This is a genomic window from Janthinobacterium silvisoli (genome assembly GCF_014200725.1).
Classification (GTDB): domain Bacteria; phylum Pseudomonadota; class Gammaproteobacteria; order Burkholderiales; family Burkholderiaceae_D; genus Janthinobacterium.
The window spans coordinates 57,164-73,549 of sequence record NZ_JACHCL010000012.1 but is presented as its reverse complement, the minus strand read 5'-3'; the positions used below and the strand labels follow the sequence as shown (position 1 = coordinate 73,549).

General features: G+C 59.2%; 15 protein-coding genes. 8 read left to right on the top strand and 7 right to left on the bottom strand.

The features are described 5' to 3' along the window. The 4 genes from HDE75_RS26510 to rpsL all read right to left on the bottom strand — a co-directional run. Window positions 1–92: GTP-binding protein (locus HDE75_RS26510; RefSeq protein ID WP_005434227.1), on the bottom strand; the 92-nt coding region annotated here is incomplete at its 3' end. 72 nt (window positions 93–164) lie between these two features. Further along, on the bottom strand, window positions 165–2,270 hold the full coding sequence (gene fusA / locus HDE75_RS26505; protein WP_183683092.1) for an elongation factor G: 2,106 nt from the start codon (window positions 2,268–2,270) through the stop codon (window positions 165–167). Between the two features lie 108 nt (window positions 2,271–2,378). After that, window positions 2,379–2,849 carry a 30S ribosomal protein S7 gene (gene rpsG, locus HDE75_RS26500; protein ID WP_152248496.1) on the bottom strand — a complete coding sequence of 157 codons (471 nt, stop codon included), beginning with the start codon at window positions 2,847–2,849 and terminating at the stop codon, window positions 2,379–2,381. A 151-nt stretch (window positions 2,850–3,000) separates the two neighbouring features. Beyond that, window positions 3,001–3,384, bottom strand: coding sequence for a 30S ribosomal protein S12 (rpsL, locus tag HDE75_RS26495; protein WP_025603541.1), 384 nt, complete (start codon window positions 3,382–3,384; stop codon window positions 3,001–3,003). Window positions 3,385–3,858: 474 nt separating this feature from the next. On the opposite strand from rpsL, the gene HDE75_RS26490 reads away from it, so the two are divergent. Next, window positions 3,859–5,730, top strand: a complete 1,872-nt coding sequence (locus HDE75_RS26490) for a phosphoethanolamine transferase (protein ID WP_183683090.1) — start codon at window positions 3,859–3,861, stop codon at window positions 5,728–5,730. Here the strand turns inward: HDE75_RS26490 and HDE75_RS26485 are convergent, their stop codons facing one another. Both HDE75_RS26485 and HDE75_RS26480 read right to left on the bottom strand, forming a co-directional pair. Next, the gene (locus tag HDE75_RS26485; RefSeq protein ID WP_260174485.1) at window positions 5,731–7,338 is read right to left on the bottom strand and encodes a MutS-related protein; all 1,608 of its coding nucleotides are present in this window, start codon (window positions 7,336–7,338) and stop codon (window positions 5,731–5,733) included. It abuts the gene before it with no gap. A gap of 149 nt (window positions 7,339–7,487) precedes the next feature. Next, the gene (locus tag HDE75_RS26480) at window positions 7,488–8,861 is read right to left on the bottom strand and encodes an NAD-dependent succinate-semialdehyde dehydrogenase (RefSeq protein WP_183683088.1); all 1,374 of its coding nucleotides are present in this window, start codon (window positions 8,859–8,861) and stop codon (window positions 7,488–7,490) included. Between the two features lie 244 nt (window positions 8,862–9,105). Here HDE75_RS26480 and HDE75_RS26475 point away from each other — a divergent pair, with 244 nt between their 5' ends. Then, window positions 9,106–9,495: a tautomerase family protein gene (locus HDE75_RS26475; protein WP_183683085.1), complete on the top strand. Its 390-nt coding sequence runs from the start codon at window positions 9,106–9,108 to the stop codon at window positions 9,493–9,495. A 1-nt stretch (window position 9,496) separates the two neighbouring features. Beyond that, window positions 9,497–9,982: a MarR family winged helix-turn-helix transcriptional regulator gene (locus tag HDE75_RS26470; protein ID WP_183683082.1), complete on the top strand. Its 486-nt coding sequence runs from the start codon at window positions 9,497–9,499 to the stop codon at window positions 9,980–9,982. A gap of 9 nt (window positions 9,983–9,991) precedes the next feature. Here HDE75_RS26470 and HDE75_RS26465 read toward each other — a convergent pair whose 3' ends face one another. Beyond that, the gene (locus HDE75_RS26465; RefSeq protein WP_183683079.1) at window positions 9,992–10,939 is read right to left on the bottom strand and encodes a GlxA family transcriptional regulator; all 948 of its coding nucleotides are present in this window, start codon (window positions 10,937–10,939) and stop codon (window positions 9,992–9,994) included. A 203-nt stretch (window positions 10,940–11,142) separates the two neighbouring features. On the opposite strand from HDE75_RS26465, the gene HDE75_RS26460 reads away from it, so the two are divergent. The 5 genes from HDE75_RS26460 (at window position 11,143) to HDE75_RS26440 (ending at window position 16,366) form a co-directional block, all read left to right on the top strand. After that, a complete protein-coding gene (locus HDE75_RS26460) occupies window positions 11,143–11,958 on the top strand; it encodes an SDR family NAD(P)-dependent oxidoreductase (RefSeq protein ID WP_183683077.1) in 816 nt (271 codons plus the stop codon). 25 nt (window positions 11,959–11,983) lie between these two features. Continuing rightward, a complete protein-coding gene (locus tag HDE75_RS26455) occupies window positions 11,984–12,850 on the top strand; it encodes a type 1 glutamine amidotransferase domain-containing protein (protein ID WP_183683074.1) in 867 nt (288 codons plus the stop codon). Between the two features lie 158 nt (window positions 12,851–13,008). Beyond that, window positions 13,009–14,274, top strand: a complete 1,266-nt coding sequence (locus tag HDE75_RS26450; RefSeq protein WP_183683111.1) for an efflux RND transporter periplasmic adaptor subunit — start codon at window positions 13,009–13,011, stop codon at window positions 14,272–14,274. A gap of 43 nt (window positions 14,275–14,317) precedes the next feature. Further along, entirely contained in the window at window positions 14,318–15,046 is a 729-nt protein-coding gene (locus HDE75_RS26445; RefSeq protein WP_183683072.1) for an ABC transporter ATP-binding protein, read from the top strand. A 9-nt stretch (window positions 15,047–15,055) separates the two neighbouring features. Beyond that, window positions 15,056–16,366, top strand: a complete 1,311-nt coding sequence (locus tag HDE75_RS26440; RefSeq protein WP_183683069.1) for an ABC transporter permease — start codon at window positions 15,056–15,058, stop codon at window positions 16,364–16,366. The last annotated feature ends 20 nt before the right edge of the window (window positions 16,367–16,386 follow it).

Below are 16,386 nucleotides of genomic sequence, written 5' to 3'. Positions count from 1 at the left end.
GCAGCGGTCAGGGTGGTTTTACCGTGGTCGACGTGGCCGATGGTGCCGACGTTAACGTGCGGCTTGGTCCGTTCGAATTTACCTTTTGCCATTTTATTCTTCCTTAGAACAATGATTTAAATGTAGGGACCGGAATTCTCGTGAAATCCGGCCCGGAACTTCTATTACTTAGCTTTCGAGCTTACGATTGCTTCAGTCACATGCTTAGGTGCTTCAGCATAGTGTTTGAATTCCATCGAGTAAGTCGCACGGCCTTGCGTTGCGGAACGCAGCGAGGTCGAGTAGCCGAACATTTCCGACAGAGGTACTTCGGCCTTGATGATTTTGCCGCCACCGCCAGCAATCTCATCCATACCTTGCACCATGCCGCGACGCGACGACAGATCGCCCATCACGGTACCGGCGTAATCTTCTGGCGTTTCCACTTCCACCGACATCATCGGCTCCAGGATGACTGGAGCTGCTTTGCGGCAACCATCCTTGAATGCCATCGAAGCGGCCATGCGGAATGCATTTTCGTTCGAGTCGACATCATGGTAGGAACCGAAGAACAGCGTGACTTTAACGTCAACAACTGGGTAGCCAGCCATCACGCCCGAAGTCAGCGTGTCGCGCACACCTTTTTCAACTGCAGGGATGTATTCGCGAGGAACGGTACCGCCCTTGATCGCGTCAACGAATTCAAAACCCTTGCCCGGTTCTTGCGGTTCGATCTTCAGAACCACGTGACCGTATTGACCACGACCACCCGATTGCTTGACGAATTTGCCTTCCGACTCTTCGCAAACTTTACGGATCGTTTCGCGGTAAGCCACTTGTGGCTTGCCGACGGTCGCTTCAACGTTGAATTCACGTTTCATGCGGTCAACGATAATTTCCAGATGCAGCTCGCCCATACCACCGATGATGGTCTGGCCCGATTCTTCATCGGTTTTCACGCGGAACGAAGGATCTTCCTGCGCCAGGCGGTTCAGCGCCAGGCCCATTTTTTCCTGGTCAGCCTTGGTCTTAGGCTCAACAGCCTGCGAGATCACTGGCTCAGGGAAAACCATTTTTTCCAGGGTGATGACCGACAGAGGATCGCACAGGGTTTCGCCGGTGGTCGCATCTTTCAGGCCAACTGCAGCGGCGATATCGCCGGCGCGCACTTCTTTGATTTCTTCGCGTTGGTTCGCGTGCATCTGCAGAATACGACCCAGGCGTTCTTTCTTGCCCTTGATCGGGTTGTAGACCGTATCGCCCGAATTGATCGTGCCCGAGTAGACGCGGAAGAAGATCAGCTGGCCCACGAATGGGTCGGTCATGATCTTGAATGCCAGCGCGGCGAATTTTTCATCGTCCGACGCTTTACGCGACGTAGGCTGGTCATCTTCATCAACGCCTTCAACTGGCTTGATGTCGATCGGCGATGGCAGGTACTCGATCACGCCGTCCAACATGGCTTGTACGCCCTTGTTTTTGAACGCGGTGCCGCACATCATCGGCACGATTTCCGATGCCAGGGTACGAGCGCGCAGAGCAGCCTTGATTTCAGCTTCCGTCAGGTCGCCTTCTTCCAGGTACTTGTTCATCAGCTCTTCCGATGCCTCAGCAGCGGCTTCGACCATCTTCTCGCGCCACTCAGCGGCTTGATCAGCCAGCTCAGCAGGGATATCGCGGTAGTCGAACTTCATGCCTTGCGACGCGTCGTCCCAATAGATGGCTTTCATCTTGACCAGATCGACCACGCCCTGGAAGTTCTCTTCAGCGCCGATAGGGATCTGCAGAGGAATCGGGTTCGCTTTCAGACGCGCACGCATCTGATCGTACACTTTGAAGAAGTTGGCGCCGGTACGGTCCATCTTGTTCACGAAGGCCAGACGTGGCACTTTGTACTTGTTAGCCTGACGCCATACCGTTTCCGATTGTGGCTGCACGCCGCCGACTGCACAGTAAACCATGCAGGCGCCATCCAACACGCGCATCGAGCGTTCAACTTCAATGGTGAAGTCTACGTGGCCCGGGGTGTCGATGATGTTGATGTGATGCTCAGGGAAGTTGTTAGCCATGCCCTTCCAGAAGCACGTGGTCGCTGCGGACGTAATCGTGATGCCGCGCTCTTGCTCTTGCTCCATCCAGTCCATGGTGGCGGCGCCATCATGCACTTCACCGATTTTGTGGCTTTTACCTGTGTAGAACAGGACGCGTTCGGTGGTGGTCGTCTTACCTGCATCAATGTGAGCGGAGATACCGATATTGCGGTAGCGCTCAATGGGGGTCTTGCGGGCCATAATTAATCCTAAATGAATGGACAAAACCGAGCAGCATTTTTTTGCAAAAATGAGCCCGGCCTCGAACAACAGATACTTGACAGCCGCCTTACGGAAGCTGGCTTTTTATTAGAAGCGGAAATGCGAGAACGCTTTGTTCGCTTCAGCCATACGATGGACTTCGTCGCGTTTTTTCATCGCGCCGCCGCGGCTTTCAGCCGCTTCCATCAGCTCACCGCCGAGGCGTTGTGGCATCGATTTTTCGCTGCGCTTGTTAGCAGCTTCACGCAACCAACGCATGGACAGAGCCATACGACGGACTGGGCGAACTTCGACCGGCACCTGGTAGTTTGCACCACCAACGCGACGGGATTTCACCTCAACCAACGGCTTTGCGTTGTTGATTGCGGTAACGAAAACTTCGAGTGGATCTTTGCCGGTTTTAGCAGCGATGTGCTCGAAAGCACCGTAGATGATGTTTTCTGCAACCGATTTTTTACCGGACAGCATCAGTACGTTTACAAATTTAGCGACATCAGTGTTGCCGAATTTTGGATCTGGCAAAATTTCGCGTTTGGGTACTTCACGACGACGTGGCATATCAATTCCTTTCAATCTTCAGTTGAGCGCGCGTTCTTCGCACACTCGCGGACGACCATCATAGTCTTCCACTTACTCGACCAGATGCGGTCGACTACATTCACTTAGTTAGCTGCCACTGAGCGAAACTTGGGTTTGCTACTAACAACTATTACTTCTTGCCGGCCTTAGCACGTTTCGTACCGTACTTCGAACGAGCTTGCTTACGGTCTTTAACGCCTTGGGTATCCAGAGCACCGCGAACCATGTGGTAACGCACACCTGGCAAGTCTTTTACACGACCGCCGCGCAGCAGAACAACGCTATGCTCTTGCAGGTTATGGCCTTCACCGCCGATGTACGAAATGACTTCGAAACCGTTGGTCAGACGCACTTTAGCGACTTTACGCAAAGCCGAGTTAGGCTTCTTAGGAGTCGTGGTGTACACACGGGTGCAAACGCCACGTTTTTGCGGGCTGTTTTCCAGCGCCGGCGATTTGCTTTTCACGGTCAGAGCGACGCGTGGATTGCGAATCAATTGATTGATGGTTGGCATCGTTATAAATCCAACAAAAAACTACGATTAATAACCCGGGCAAGATGCCCGGCGACTAAAACCTCGTCCCGCTTTCGTACTGCCCTGGCTACCTTTACCGGCGCCCGCAGCCACTCGGTAAGGAGCGGCCATGAAATCACCAGGTAACACGTAAACGATGAGCAGAATAAAATCGAGAACTCGCTAGTTTAGACCTTGTACTACAGGGGGTCAATCAGTTTACGGCTTTTTGCTATAAAAAAAGGCAAAAAAGACGCCAGTTCGTAGCATTTTCGCCAATCATTCGCGCCCGCTTGCGCGCATCCTGCGTCGGCAGGGATGATCTTTTTTATATTTTTTCTCATAAGAAATATCACTCCGGCAATACGCTTGCCTGCCCCGCCCGCCTTGCTTCTTATATGACCGCAAGATGACAAAAAGGGCTGATAATAGCGGACATTTTTCACAGCACTTTGCCCTCACCGTATCCCCACTATGCGCACCTTGTTTCGCCCGGCTAACCGCCTCGCCACCGTTTTTCTGCTGCTGAGCTATGTCATGCTGACGGCCGTGCCCTTTATTCCGGCACTGCTGGGGCACCCGCTAGACCATCCGTGGCAGATGCTCAGTTTTGAACTGCTGGCCTGGCTGGCCATATGGTGCATCTTCAAGCGTCCCGCGTATTTTCACTGGCTGCTGGTGCCCGCCTTTCTGGCCGTGCCGACGGAAATCTACCTGTTCATCTTTTATGGCCAGGGTATTTCCACGCACCACCTGGGCATCATCGTGGAAACGAGCCCGATGGAGGCAATGGAATTTCTGGGACAGAAAGTCTGGCTGATGGCTGCCATCATGCTGGGCATGATCATATGGTGCGCACTGGGCTGGTGGGCCGCCATCCGCACGCGCGAGCTCGACTGGACCGGCAAGACGCGGCCAGCCGCACTGGGGCTATTAATCCTGTTGGGCGCCTTCTGGCTGTATGGCTACGAATTCGGCTTTGCCGCCAAGGTGCATCCCCACGCGTCGGCCAGCGCCAGCGCAGCTGGCGACGACGCTGAAGACGACGACAGCAAGGCAGAAGACGCCAGCATCGCCGGAGCCGATGAAACAGGCCTGGAATGGCCCAGCCTGCCGCACTGGGCGCGCCTGCCATATGACTTTAGCCTCGTCAGCAATTCCTGGCCTTTCGGCCTGATGGGGCGCGGCTATGATTTTTACAAGGAACGCCGCTACCTGGCCGAACTGGGCAAGAAGAGCAGCAGCTTCCGCTTCGGCGCCCGCCAGCAAAATCCGGACACGCAGCCGGAAGTGGTGGTGCTGGTGATCGGCGAATCGTCGCGCTACGACCGCTGGAGTTTGAATGGCTATGGACGCGACACCAATCCGCTGCTGAAACAGGAAAGCAACCTGGTACCACTGGCCGACGTCATCACGTCCGTCTCGGCCACCCGCCTGTCGGTGCCTGTCATCATTTCGCGCAAGCCGGCCAGACAAAGCCTGAAGGACGGCTTCTCGGAAAAATCCTTTATCACCGCCTACAAGGAAGCGGGCTTTAAAACCTACTGGCTGTCGAACCAGATCTCGTTCGGCAAGTTCGACACGCCCGTTTCCGTATTTGCCAAAGAAGCGGACGTAGTGCAGTTCCTGAACCTTGGCGGCTTTACCAATACCTCGAACTTCGACCAGATCCTGTTCGACCCGCTGAAGAACGCGCTGGCCGATCCGGCGCCGAAAAAACTCATCGTGCTCCATACCCTGGGCAGCCACTGGAACTATAGCGAGCGCTATCCGAAATCATTCGATAAATGGCAGCCCTCCCTGTTCGGCGTGGACAAGCCCGTCTACACGGATACGGCCATCAAGCCGCAGCTGAACAACAGCTATGACAGCTCGATCCTGTATACCGACTGGTTTTTATCGAACGTAATCGGCATCCTCAAGGATGGCGGCGAACGCACGGCCCTGCGCAGTTCCCTCGTCTACGTGGCCGACCATGGCCAGACCTTGTACGATGGCACTTGCCGCCTGGCCTTCCACGGCCATAACACGCAATATGAATTCCACGTGCCGTCCTTCGTCTGGTACTCGCCGCAATTCCAGATACGTTATCCGGACAAGGTGGCGCAGCTGCGCCTGCATCAAAAGTCCCGCCTGTCGACGGAAAACATGTTTCACACCCTGCTCGACATGGGCGATATCCACTTCCCCGGTGAAACGCCCGAGTGGAGCTTCGTCAATCCCCGCTTCAAGCAGCACAAGCGCTACGTCGACAGCTACGGCTGGACCAACTACGACAATTCCACCCTGCGCGGCGACTGCCACGAAGTGATCGACAAGGGCACGCCGGAGAAACAGGAAAAGTAATCAGCGCCGCTCCAGCACGCCCGCGCAATCGGCGGGCTGCGCCATATGGGTGCTGAGCCAATCGAACACCCTGCCCGCCTTGCCTTCGATACTGGCGCCAAAGCCGCGCTGCGCCAGCAGCGAGATGCCATTGGTGAGCAGCAGCACACCGGGCGCCAGCTGCAACAGCCCCTGTTCATCGCGGCTCACGCACCACGGCGCCAGACACGCTTCCAGCAAGGGTGCCAGCACCAGATTGTGCGAGGAGACGATCACCAGATGGCGCTCGGCCAGGCCATGCAACACGGCCGCTGCGGCGGATACCGATTCCAGGTGATTGGTGCCACGGAAAATCTCGTCGATCAGGAAGAGCGCCGGTGCACCACTGTCTGCCACCGCCAGCAATTCCTGGGCGCGCCGCAATTCGGCCAGGTACAGACTCTCGCCACCATCGAGCGAATCTTCGTTCTGCATGCTTGAATAGAGGGGGGTCAAGGGCACCGCAGCCGCCTGGGCATAGCAAAAGCCAAAGGCGCGCGCGCAAATCAGATTGAGACCCACGCCGCGCAGCAAGGTACTCTTGCCGATGGCGTTCTGGCCCGAGATAAACGCACCGCGGCCATCGAGCTGCAAGGATAACGGCACGGCGCCATCCAATAGCGGATGCACCATGGCATCGAACGACAATTGCCGCGCCGGCGCTGCTTGCGCCCAGCAGAATTGATTGCGTCCGCGCAGATGGCGGGCCAGCGCCAGGTCCGCTTCCAAATCTGCCAGCAGCAAAAAGCTGGTACGCAGAAATGCGCGCTGGCGCCGCACCACTTGCAGGCTGCGGAAATAGCGCCGTACATTACCGAGCATCAGCCAGTCCTCGTATTCACTCACCACCGGCATGGCCCTGGCCCAGCGCGGTGGCGTCAACTGACGGCTGATCACGCCCGATAGCCACTGACCTTCGCGCATCGCTTGCGTGAATGGCGTATCGAGTCCACCCAGGCGGCCATGCACCAGCAGCAGCATCTGCAAGCTGTGGACGCTACGCTGCCACAGCTTGCAGCGTTCATAAAAATGCACCTGCAGCGCGATCAGCGCAGCCCACACCAGCAGCACCGCAATCCATGCCAGCGGGGCAAACAGGCAGGCGGCCAGCAGTGATACAAACAGCAGCAATACCGGCAGCGCCAGCCAGCGCGACCACCAGGCTGGCGCCGGCAACGGCGCGCCAAACAGCGGCGCGCTCACTTCCATGTCCGCCGCGCGCAAGGGACGCATGGCTTGCTCGATTATTTGCTGCTGCGCCGGCGCCGCCAGCAAGGCAGTGACCCGTTCGCGCGACGCAGGATTGGCGACCCCGCTGGCCAGGCGCTGGTGCAAACGCTGCTGGCCGAAGATGCTGGTCTGCTGCGTCAGTTGCGCCGTATAGGATGGCAGCAGCATTTCATCCCAGGTCTGCTCATCGATCACGGCCGGTTCACCGATGCACTGCTGCAGCCTGGCGACATCGCTTTGGGCAAACGGATAATCGAGCTCATCCGGTTCAGGCAAGCTGGCAAACCGGCGCAGCCAGGTCGCCATGCGGGCAGTGAAAGGACGCGGCTGAACAGAACCATTCTGGATCAGGGTAAACATCATGCTCCACAGAGTGAGGGCAGCATGGCGCGGCGCGCCATCACTGCAGCACGCACATCAGGGCACTTGCCAGAATATCAAGTCCGCGTAAGCGGTGACGACCGCAATTTTTCCATTGAGTTTCATGTGTTTTCCCTGTCAGGGCAGGTTCAGGATTTTGCGACCAGCACCAGCTTCTGGTTGACGAACTCCTTGATACCCAGTTCGGACAACTCCCGGCCGTAGCCGGACCGCTTCACCCCGCCAAACGGCAGTTCGGGCGCCGTACTTGAAAAGGTATTGATCCAGACAGCGCCCGTCTCGATGCGGGAGGCGAGTTGTCTGGCACGTGCGATATCGCGCGAAAAGATGACGCCCGACAGGCCATAGTTGGAATCGTTGGCCAGCTCGACGATCTCGTCATCGGTATTGACGACGTAGACCTGGGCGACTGGGCCAAAAAACTCTTCAAAATAGGCGGGATTGTCGCGACGCACATTGGTCAAAATAGTCGGCTCAAAAAAATTGCCGGGTCTGTCGACGACATTGCCGCCATGGTGCAGCGTCGCGCCATGGCTGACAGCCGCACTGACCTGTCTGGCCAGGCTGTCGCGGGCGGTGGTGGATGAGAGCGGGCCAAGGGTAGTCGCCTCGTCCAGCGGGTCGCCTATCCTGACAGCCTTGAAGGCAGCCGTGAACTTGTCCAGGAACGCGTCCGCCACTTCCGCGCGCACCACGAACCGCTTCGCACCGATGCACTCCTGTCCGCCGACATGCAGGCGCGAGAACGTGCCGGCCTCGACTGCCTTGTCGATATCACTATCCTCAAGCACCACGAACACGTCATTGCCGCCCATCTCCAGGGTCGACTTCTTCAGGTACTTGCCGGCCTGGGCGGCAAGCACGCTGCCAGCGCCTTCCGAACCCGTCATGGCAACGCCCTGCACGCGTTGATCCGCAATCAGCTTGCCCACCTGGTCGGCAGTGATGAACAGATTGGTCCAGGCGCCTTGCGGGGCGCCCGCCTCGGTAACGAGTTGCTCGAAGACGTAGGCGCAATGCGGCACGATGCTGGCGTGCTTGGCGACGACCGGATTGCCTGCCGCCAGATTCGGCGCCAGTACGCGCATCAATTGGTAAAACGGGAAGTTCCATGGTTCGACCGCCAGCAGTACGCCGATGGCATGATGTTCGATCCACGCTTCGCCTTGCTCCGTCTGTATGGTCACCGGCGCCAGGAAGCGTTCCGCATGGTCTGCATAGTAGCGTGCGATCTGCGCCACGACCTGGATTTCTCCCCGGCTTTCGCCGATCAGCTTACCCATTTCCAGGGTGATGATACGGGCCAGTTCCTCGACACGCGATTCGAGCAGGTCAGCTACTTTGTGCAGCACCTGCAAACGGGGTGCGATCGCGCCTTTCGACCAAGGGGATTTATACAAACGATGTGCGGCCGCCAGCGCCGCTTCGATTTGTTCGTCCGTATGGTTGGGCCAGGTTTTGACCAGCACATTCGTGGTGGGATTGATGGTTTGGTATGCCATGAGAAGCTCCATTCTGGATAAGGTTACTGCCCGGCGCGTCACTCTCACTGCGCCCCGGAAAGAAGTGTTGAAGGCCGCTGCTGCAGCCCGGTTGAAATCATCTTAGGACCGCAAGACAACGCCAGCAACGCCATATCCGCAAGGTTTTCGGACATCACGCCAGAAGCACGCATATCCACCTTGAAAAATACTGGCATATGCACTTAAATAGGGAGCACTTGCCTCAATCACCCAGGAGATGCTCATGCCTTACTTGCAGTTGGACGTCAACGACAGCTACCCTGTCGAACGCAAAAAAGCACTCGCCAAGAAAATGGCGCTCACCTATGCCGACCTGATGACGGTCGATATACGCCGCATCAGCATCGCCATACGCGAAGTCGGTCAAGGTGGCGTATGGAGAACGGTCGATGGAGAACCCGTACCCGTATCGGTCCTGATGTGCGACATACGCCAGGGACGGCCGGCGGAACTGCGCATGCAGGTAGCCAAGGCGCTGTGCGCCGACTGCATCGGCATACTGGGCCTGCGCGAAGACCGGCTGAACGTCGAATTCACGCAGCATTCGGGAGACGAGATGTATCACCCGACCTTGGGCGGTTTCAGTCCCGAATGGTCTGCGGGCGAGGCCTAGCTTGGCGACGAATCACAAAGAAACAGCAGCGATCCGGCAGGACGCCAGGGACACGCTGGTGTGCAACGGCGCAGCGCTACGCAAGGCCAGCCGCCGCGTGACCCAGTTGTACGATGGCCTGCTTGCGCCATGCGGGCTGACCATCTCGCAGCGCTCGGTGCTGGTGCACGTGCAGCGCGCCAGTTCGCCGACCATGTCGGAACTGGCCCATGCGATGGTGCTTGACCGTTCGGCGCTGGCGCGCAACCTGAAACCGCTGGAGCGCGAAGGCTATCTGGTGCAGACCCACGATGAACACGATGGCCGCAGCCGGCGCGTCAGCCTGACGCCATCGGGCAGGGCAAAGCTCAAGCAAGCGAATCTGTTATGGCGCAAGGCGCAGACACGCTTTGAAAAGACCTACGGGCCAGAGCGCTCGGCAGCGCTGCGCCTTGCACTGGCCGATATCTTTTCCGATCAATTCGCCGAGGCTTTCTTGCAAGCCTGAGCCTCAGCTTTATAAGGCAAGCACCGCGCCTGCCGAGGTTCTTTGTATCGCTTGCGGCGGCTGTCCAAATGCGCGCAGGAAGGCCTGCCGCATGCGCTCCCGGTCGCCAAACCCCGTCTCGCGCGCGATCACTTCGATCGGGTGCCGCGTGGTCTCCATCATCAGCCGCGCCGCTTCCACGCGCAGGCGTTCCACCGCCTTGGCCGGCGACAGGCCTGTCTCTTCACGGAACACCCGGCTAAACTGACGCGGACTGAGACGCGCAGCCTGTGCCAGCACTTCCACCGACAGGTCGCTGGCCAGGTGCTCCCTTGCATGCGTCAGCGCCATCTGCACGCGGTCGGACTTGGCGTCGAGTTCCAGCAAGGCGGAGAATTGCGACTGGCCCCCGCCACGGCGCTGATGCATCACCAGCTTGCGCGCAACCATGCGGGCAGTCTCCAGCCCGAAATCCTTTTCAACGATGGCCAGTGCAAGGTCGACGCCTGCGGTCATGCCTGCGGAAGTCCAGATTTGTCCATCGACCACAAAGATGCGGTCTTCGTCGAGCAGTACCCCGGGATACTGCTGCCTGAATTCCTGGGCATGAAACCAATGCGTCGTCGCATGCTTGCCTTCAAGCAGGCCGGCCGCGGCCAGCACGACTGCACCGGTGCAAATGGCGGCCACCCGCCTGCTCTGGCCAGGCGCCTGGCGCAGATAGTCCAGCAAGCTGTCGGGCGGCAGCTGGCAGTCATTGTCGCCCGCCACGATCAGGGTGTCGTATGCGTATTCCCTGAGCCGCTCTGTATTGACGGAAAAGTGCTGCGACGTCATCACCGGGCCGCCCTCCTCGGAGACCAGGCGAAATACATAGGCCTGCTCACCGCGAAAACGGTTCGTGTATTCAAATACGCTGGCAACGGCCAGGCCCATCGCTTGGAAATTGGCATAAACAAGCAGTCCGACGGTATGCATGCGTGCCCCGCTCCAGATAGTCATAATTCATTGAATATATCACAAAACAGACATCGCGCCACGACAGATGAAAGCCACTCGGCACCCATTCCGCATGACCTGAATCATTGCATCTACGTCATTTGAGAATGCCGGTTTCCAGCTCAAAATGCACACTTACCCCCGACATCCCGTCGCGTGAATATTTCGAAAGAGACACTATCATGACATCCCCTACCCCCTCCCCGAAAGGAACTGCCCTCGTCACTGGCGCCTCGGCCGGCATAGGCGCCGTGTACGCCGACCGCCTAGCCAGGCGCGGCTACGACCTGATACTGGTGGCGCGCAACGCCGGACGCCTGCAAGCCCTGGCCGCGCGCCTGAGCGCGGAAACGGGCCGCTCGGTACAGACGATTGCAGCGGACCTCAACGACAAGGCAGGACTGTCGAAGATCGAGGCCGTCCTGCGCGAAGACCCGAGCATCACCATGCTGGTCAATAACGCGGGCGTCGGCTCGGTCGCCTCGGTGCTCAACGCGGATATCGATGAGATGGAAGCGATGATCTTCCTGAACATCACCGCGCTGACGCGCCTGACCTATGCCGTGGCGCCGGTCTTTGCCAGCAAGGCCTCGGGCACCATCATCAATATCAGCTCAGCCGTCGGCATCGCCGTCGAGCTGTTGAATGGCGTCTACAGCGCTTCGAAGTCTTATGTCCTGAGCTTTGGCCACACCTTGCAGCGCGACCTCGCCGACAAGGGCGTGCGCATTCAGACCGTGCTGCCGGCGGCGACGGCCACCGATTTCTGGGACGTGGCCGGTTATCCCAAGCAAAAGGAATCAGCCAGCACCATGACGGCAGGCGACCTGGTCGACGCCGCCCTGGCCGGCCTGGACCAGGGCGAGCTGGTGACGATACCGACACTGCACGATGGCGAAAGCTGGACGCGCTGGGAAACAGATCGCCGCGCCCTGGCGCCGCAGTTCGCCAATGCCAAGCCTGCCCCGCGCTACGCCCTGCCTGCGGGCAAGGCTTAACCTTCCCCTGACAGGAGAAAACATCATGCGTATCCTCAAAATCAGTGCGGCCCTGCTGACAATCGCCACCAGTTTTGCGCTGCCCCCTTCCGCCTCTGCGCAATCGCGCGGGAAAGTGCTGGTCGTCATGTCGAGCACCCACGAACTGGCGCTGCGCGACGGCAAGAAGTACGCGACCGGCTACTACCTCAACGAGTTCGTGGTGCCTTACCGTAAGCTGGTGGAAGCCGGCTACGAGCCGGTGATCGCCAACCCGAATGGCGATATGCCCGTCATGGACGTCAACTCGAATAACAAGATGTTTTTCGGTGGCGATGAGCTAGCGCGGGCCGAGGCAGAGAAGTACGTGCAAACGATCACGCAGCTGCAGCATCCGAAAATGCTGGCGGCCGTCGCTGCCGACGGCGGCAAAGGCTATGTCGGCCTGTTCATTCCTGGTGGCCATGCTCCCATGGCGGACCTGCTGAAGGACCGCAACCTGGGCAAGATACTCGCCAGTTTCCATCAGACCGGGCGCCCCACCGGCATCATCTGCCATGGACCGGTGGTGCTATTGTCGGCACTGAGCGATCCCGACGCCTTCCTCGCTTCAATGCGTGCGAACGACGGCAAGGCCAATGCGCTGGCGGCCGGCTGGCCGTACGCAGGTTATCGCCTGACGGTATTTTCTACGGGTGAAGAACAGCAACTTGAAGGTCCGTCGGGTCTTGGCGGCAACGTGGAGTTCTATCCCGTCAATGCCCTGGCTGAAGCGGGTGCACACGTGGACACGGTGGCGAACTGGCACAGCAACGTCATCGTTGATCGCGAACTGATCACCGGCCAGCAACCGATGTCCGCACCAGAATTTGGCGACGTACTGGTCAGGCAACTCAACGCCCGGCATCGCTGAACGGTCCGCGTCCGTCCGGCCCCACTGCCGGACGGACAAGCGGACACAGACGGACACGCCCGGACAGCAGAGCATCAATTATTTTCCCTTTTAAATCAACAACATAAAACTGGCACGGATCGTGCATAGATCAGGACATCTTTCACGAAATGTCCACCATGATCCGCGATACCTCCGCCCAAGACGCCGTCGTCGCCGCTCCCGCCGGCCAACGCAACAAGAAACGCGCCCTGCTCGTCGCTGGCGCAGCCCTCATCATCGCCGCCGCCGTCGCCGCCATCGGCGGCTGGCGCAACAGCGAACATTCCGTCAGCGCCAGCCGCCTGCGCATTGCCGAAGTCACGCGCGGCACCTTGATACGCGACGCCGCCGTCAATGGCCGCGTGGTCGCCTCGATCAGCCCCACCTTGTATTCAACCACGGTAGCCACCGTCACCCTGAAAGCGAAGGCCGGCGACACGGTGAAAAAGGGCGACATCCTGGCGGTACTGGAATCGCCCGACCTGTCGGACGCGCTCAAACGCGAACAATCCAGCGTTCAGCAGCTGGAAGCGGAAGTGGCGCGCCAGGAAATCCTGGCGCGCAAACAAAAACTGGTGGCGCGGCGCGACGCCGACACGGCCGAGATCGACCGCCTGTCCGCCCAGCGCACCCTGGAACGTTATGAAAGCGTGGCCCAGGTCGGCATCATCGCCAAGATCGATTACCAGAAGGCCAAGGATGCGCTGAACTCCGCCGAGATCCGCAGCAAGCAGGCATCGGCAGCGGCCGGCCTGGAAAGCGAAGACGTGGCCCTGGCGCTCAAGACCAAGGTCAATGAACTGGACCGCCAGCGCCTCGTCCGCGACAACGCCCAGCGCAGGGTTGACGAACTGACCGTACGCGCCCCCGTGAATGGTTTCATCGGTACCTTGTCGGTGGCTAACCGCAGCGTGGTGCAAGCCAATACAGCCTTGATGACCCTGGTCGACCTGTCGCAGCTGGAAGTGGAGCTGGAAGTACCGGAAACCTATGTCGCCGATATCGGCCTGGGCATGAGCGCCGAGATCGAAGTGGGCGCCGTCAAGGCCACCGGCAAGCTGTCGGCGCTGTCCCCCGAAGTGGTGAAAAACCAGGTACTGGCGCGCGTGCGCTTCAACGGCGAACAGCCGCCTGGCCTGCGCCAGAACCAGCGCGCCACGGCACGCCTGCTGATCGATGAAAAACCAAATGTGCTGATGCTGGCGCGCGGCCCGTTTGTCGAATCCGAAGGCGGCCGCTTCGCCTATGTGGTGCGTGATGGCGTGGCGATCCGCACGCCGATCAAGATGGGCGCCACCAGCGTCTCGGCCGTCGAAATCCTGGGTGGCCTGAAACAGGGCGACAAGGTGGTCATCGCCGGCACGGAAACGTTCGAAAACGCAGCCCGCGTCTCCATCAATTAATCAAGCTACTCCATTCACTCCTACGCATACCAAGAGGCCTACCATGCTGCGCATGCAAAATCTGAGCAAAGTCTACCGCACCCACATGATCGAAACGCACGCGCTGCGCGGTTTCGAAATCCACGTCAAGCAAGGCGAATTCGTCACCGTCACGGGCCCGTCCGGCTCGGGCAAGACCAGCTTCCTGAACATCGCCGGCCTGCTGGAAGAATTTACCGATGGCGAATTCATCCTCGACGGCGTCAACGTCAAAGGCATGAACGACAGTGCCCGTTCGCGCCTGCGCAATGAAAAACTGGGCTTCATCTTCCAGGGTTTTAACCTGATTCCCGACCTGTCCCTGTTTGACAATGTAGACGTACCTCTGCGCTACCGGGGCTTCAACAGCGCCGAGCGGCGAGAACGCATCGAAGACGCGCTGGCCAAGGTAGGCCTGGCGTCGCGCATGAAGCATTATCCGGCCGAACTGTCGGGCGGCCAGCAGCAGCGCGTGGCAATCGCGCGCGCACTGGCCGGCTCACCCAAACTGCTGCTGGCCGATGAACCGACCGGTAACCTCGATACCCAAATGGCGCGCGGCGTAATGGAACTGCTGGAAGAAATCAATGCCCAGGGCACCACCATCCTGATGGTCACCCATGATCCGGAACTGGCGCTGCGCAGTCCGCGCAATGTGCACATCATCGATGGCCAGGTGTCGGACCTGGTGCACAAGGGACCATCGCTGGTGGCGGGACAACACAAGGCCGGCAGCAATGCCGCCACCGCCTGAGGATAGCTCATGTTGCGTTATTACTTCATGCTGGGCTTGCGCAGCCTGCGCCGCAATCCTGCCCTGACAGCGCTGATGGTGCTGACCCTGGCCATCGGCGTGGCTGCCAGCGTTTCCACCCTCACCATCCTGCACGTCATGTCGGGCAATCCCCTGCCGCACAAGAACGGGCGCATGTTCGTACCGCTGCTCGACAACGGCCCGCTCGCCGGCTATACGCCTGGCGAAGAATTGCGCGACAACCAGGTCAGCTACCGCGATGCCGTCAATTTCCAGAACAGCAAAATGGGCGAACGGCGCAGTGTCATGTATAGCATCGCCGGCACGATCGAGCCGCAGAACAAGAATCTCGATCCTTTCGGCTTGCAAGGCATCGCCGCGTATCGCGATTTCTTCCCCATGTTTGAGACGCCTTTCCTGTATGGCCAGCCATGGAGCGAAGCCGACGATACGGCAGGCGCCGACGTAATCGTCCTGTCGCGCAAGCTGGCGGAAAAACTCTATGGCAACAGCAATCCCGTCGGCCAGCGCATGTCGCTGATGGGCTTTCAATTCCAGGTCACGGGCGTGCTCGATACCTGGGACCCGGTGCCGCGCATCCACAATATCGCCAGCGGCGGCGCCTTCGGCAGCGAAGACGGCTACTTTATTCCCTTCACCAGCGCGATCCGCCACCAGGTGACGAATGACGGCCATATGAGCTGCTCCGGCGACCGCGAGCCAGGCTATCAGGGCACACTCGATTCGGAATGCACCTGGCTGCAATTCTGGTTCGAGATGGCCAGCGATGGCCAGCGCGGTGAACTGCAGAACTACCTCGACAGCTATGCGCAGGAACAACGCAAGCTGGGACGCTTGAAGCGTAATGCACCCAACCAGCTGTTCAGCATCAGCGAATGGTTGCAGTACCTGCACGTGGTCGGCAACGACAACAAACTGTCGGCCTGGCTGGCCTTCGGTTTCCTGGCCCTGTGCCTGGTCAATACCATCGGCCTGCTGCTGGCGAAATTCTCGGTGCGCGCCTCCGAAGTGGGCATACGCCGTGCCCTGGGCGCCGCACGTGCCGACATCTTCCGCCAGTTCCTGATCGAGACCACCGTCATCGGCCTGGTCGGCGGCGTGCTGGGACTGCTGCTGGCCTTCGGTGCGCTGGCATTGATCGGCATGCAGTCGAAACAGCTGACCGTGGCTGCACACATGGACTGGGTAATGCTGACGATGACTTTTGTCATTTCGGTGGCCGCTGCGATCCTGGCCGGGCTGCTGCCGACCTGGCGCGCCTGCCAGGTAACGCCGGCCATCCAGCTCAAGTCGCAATAAGCTCGTTCCCCGCATACGAA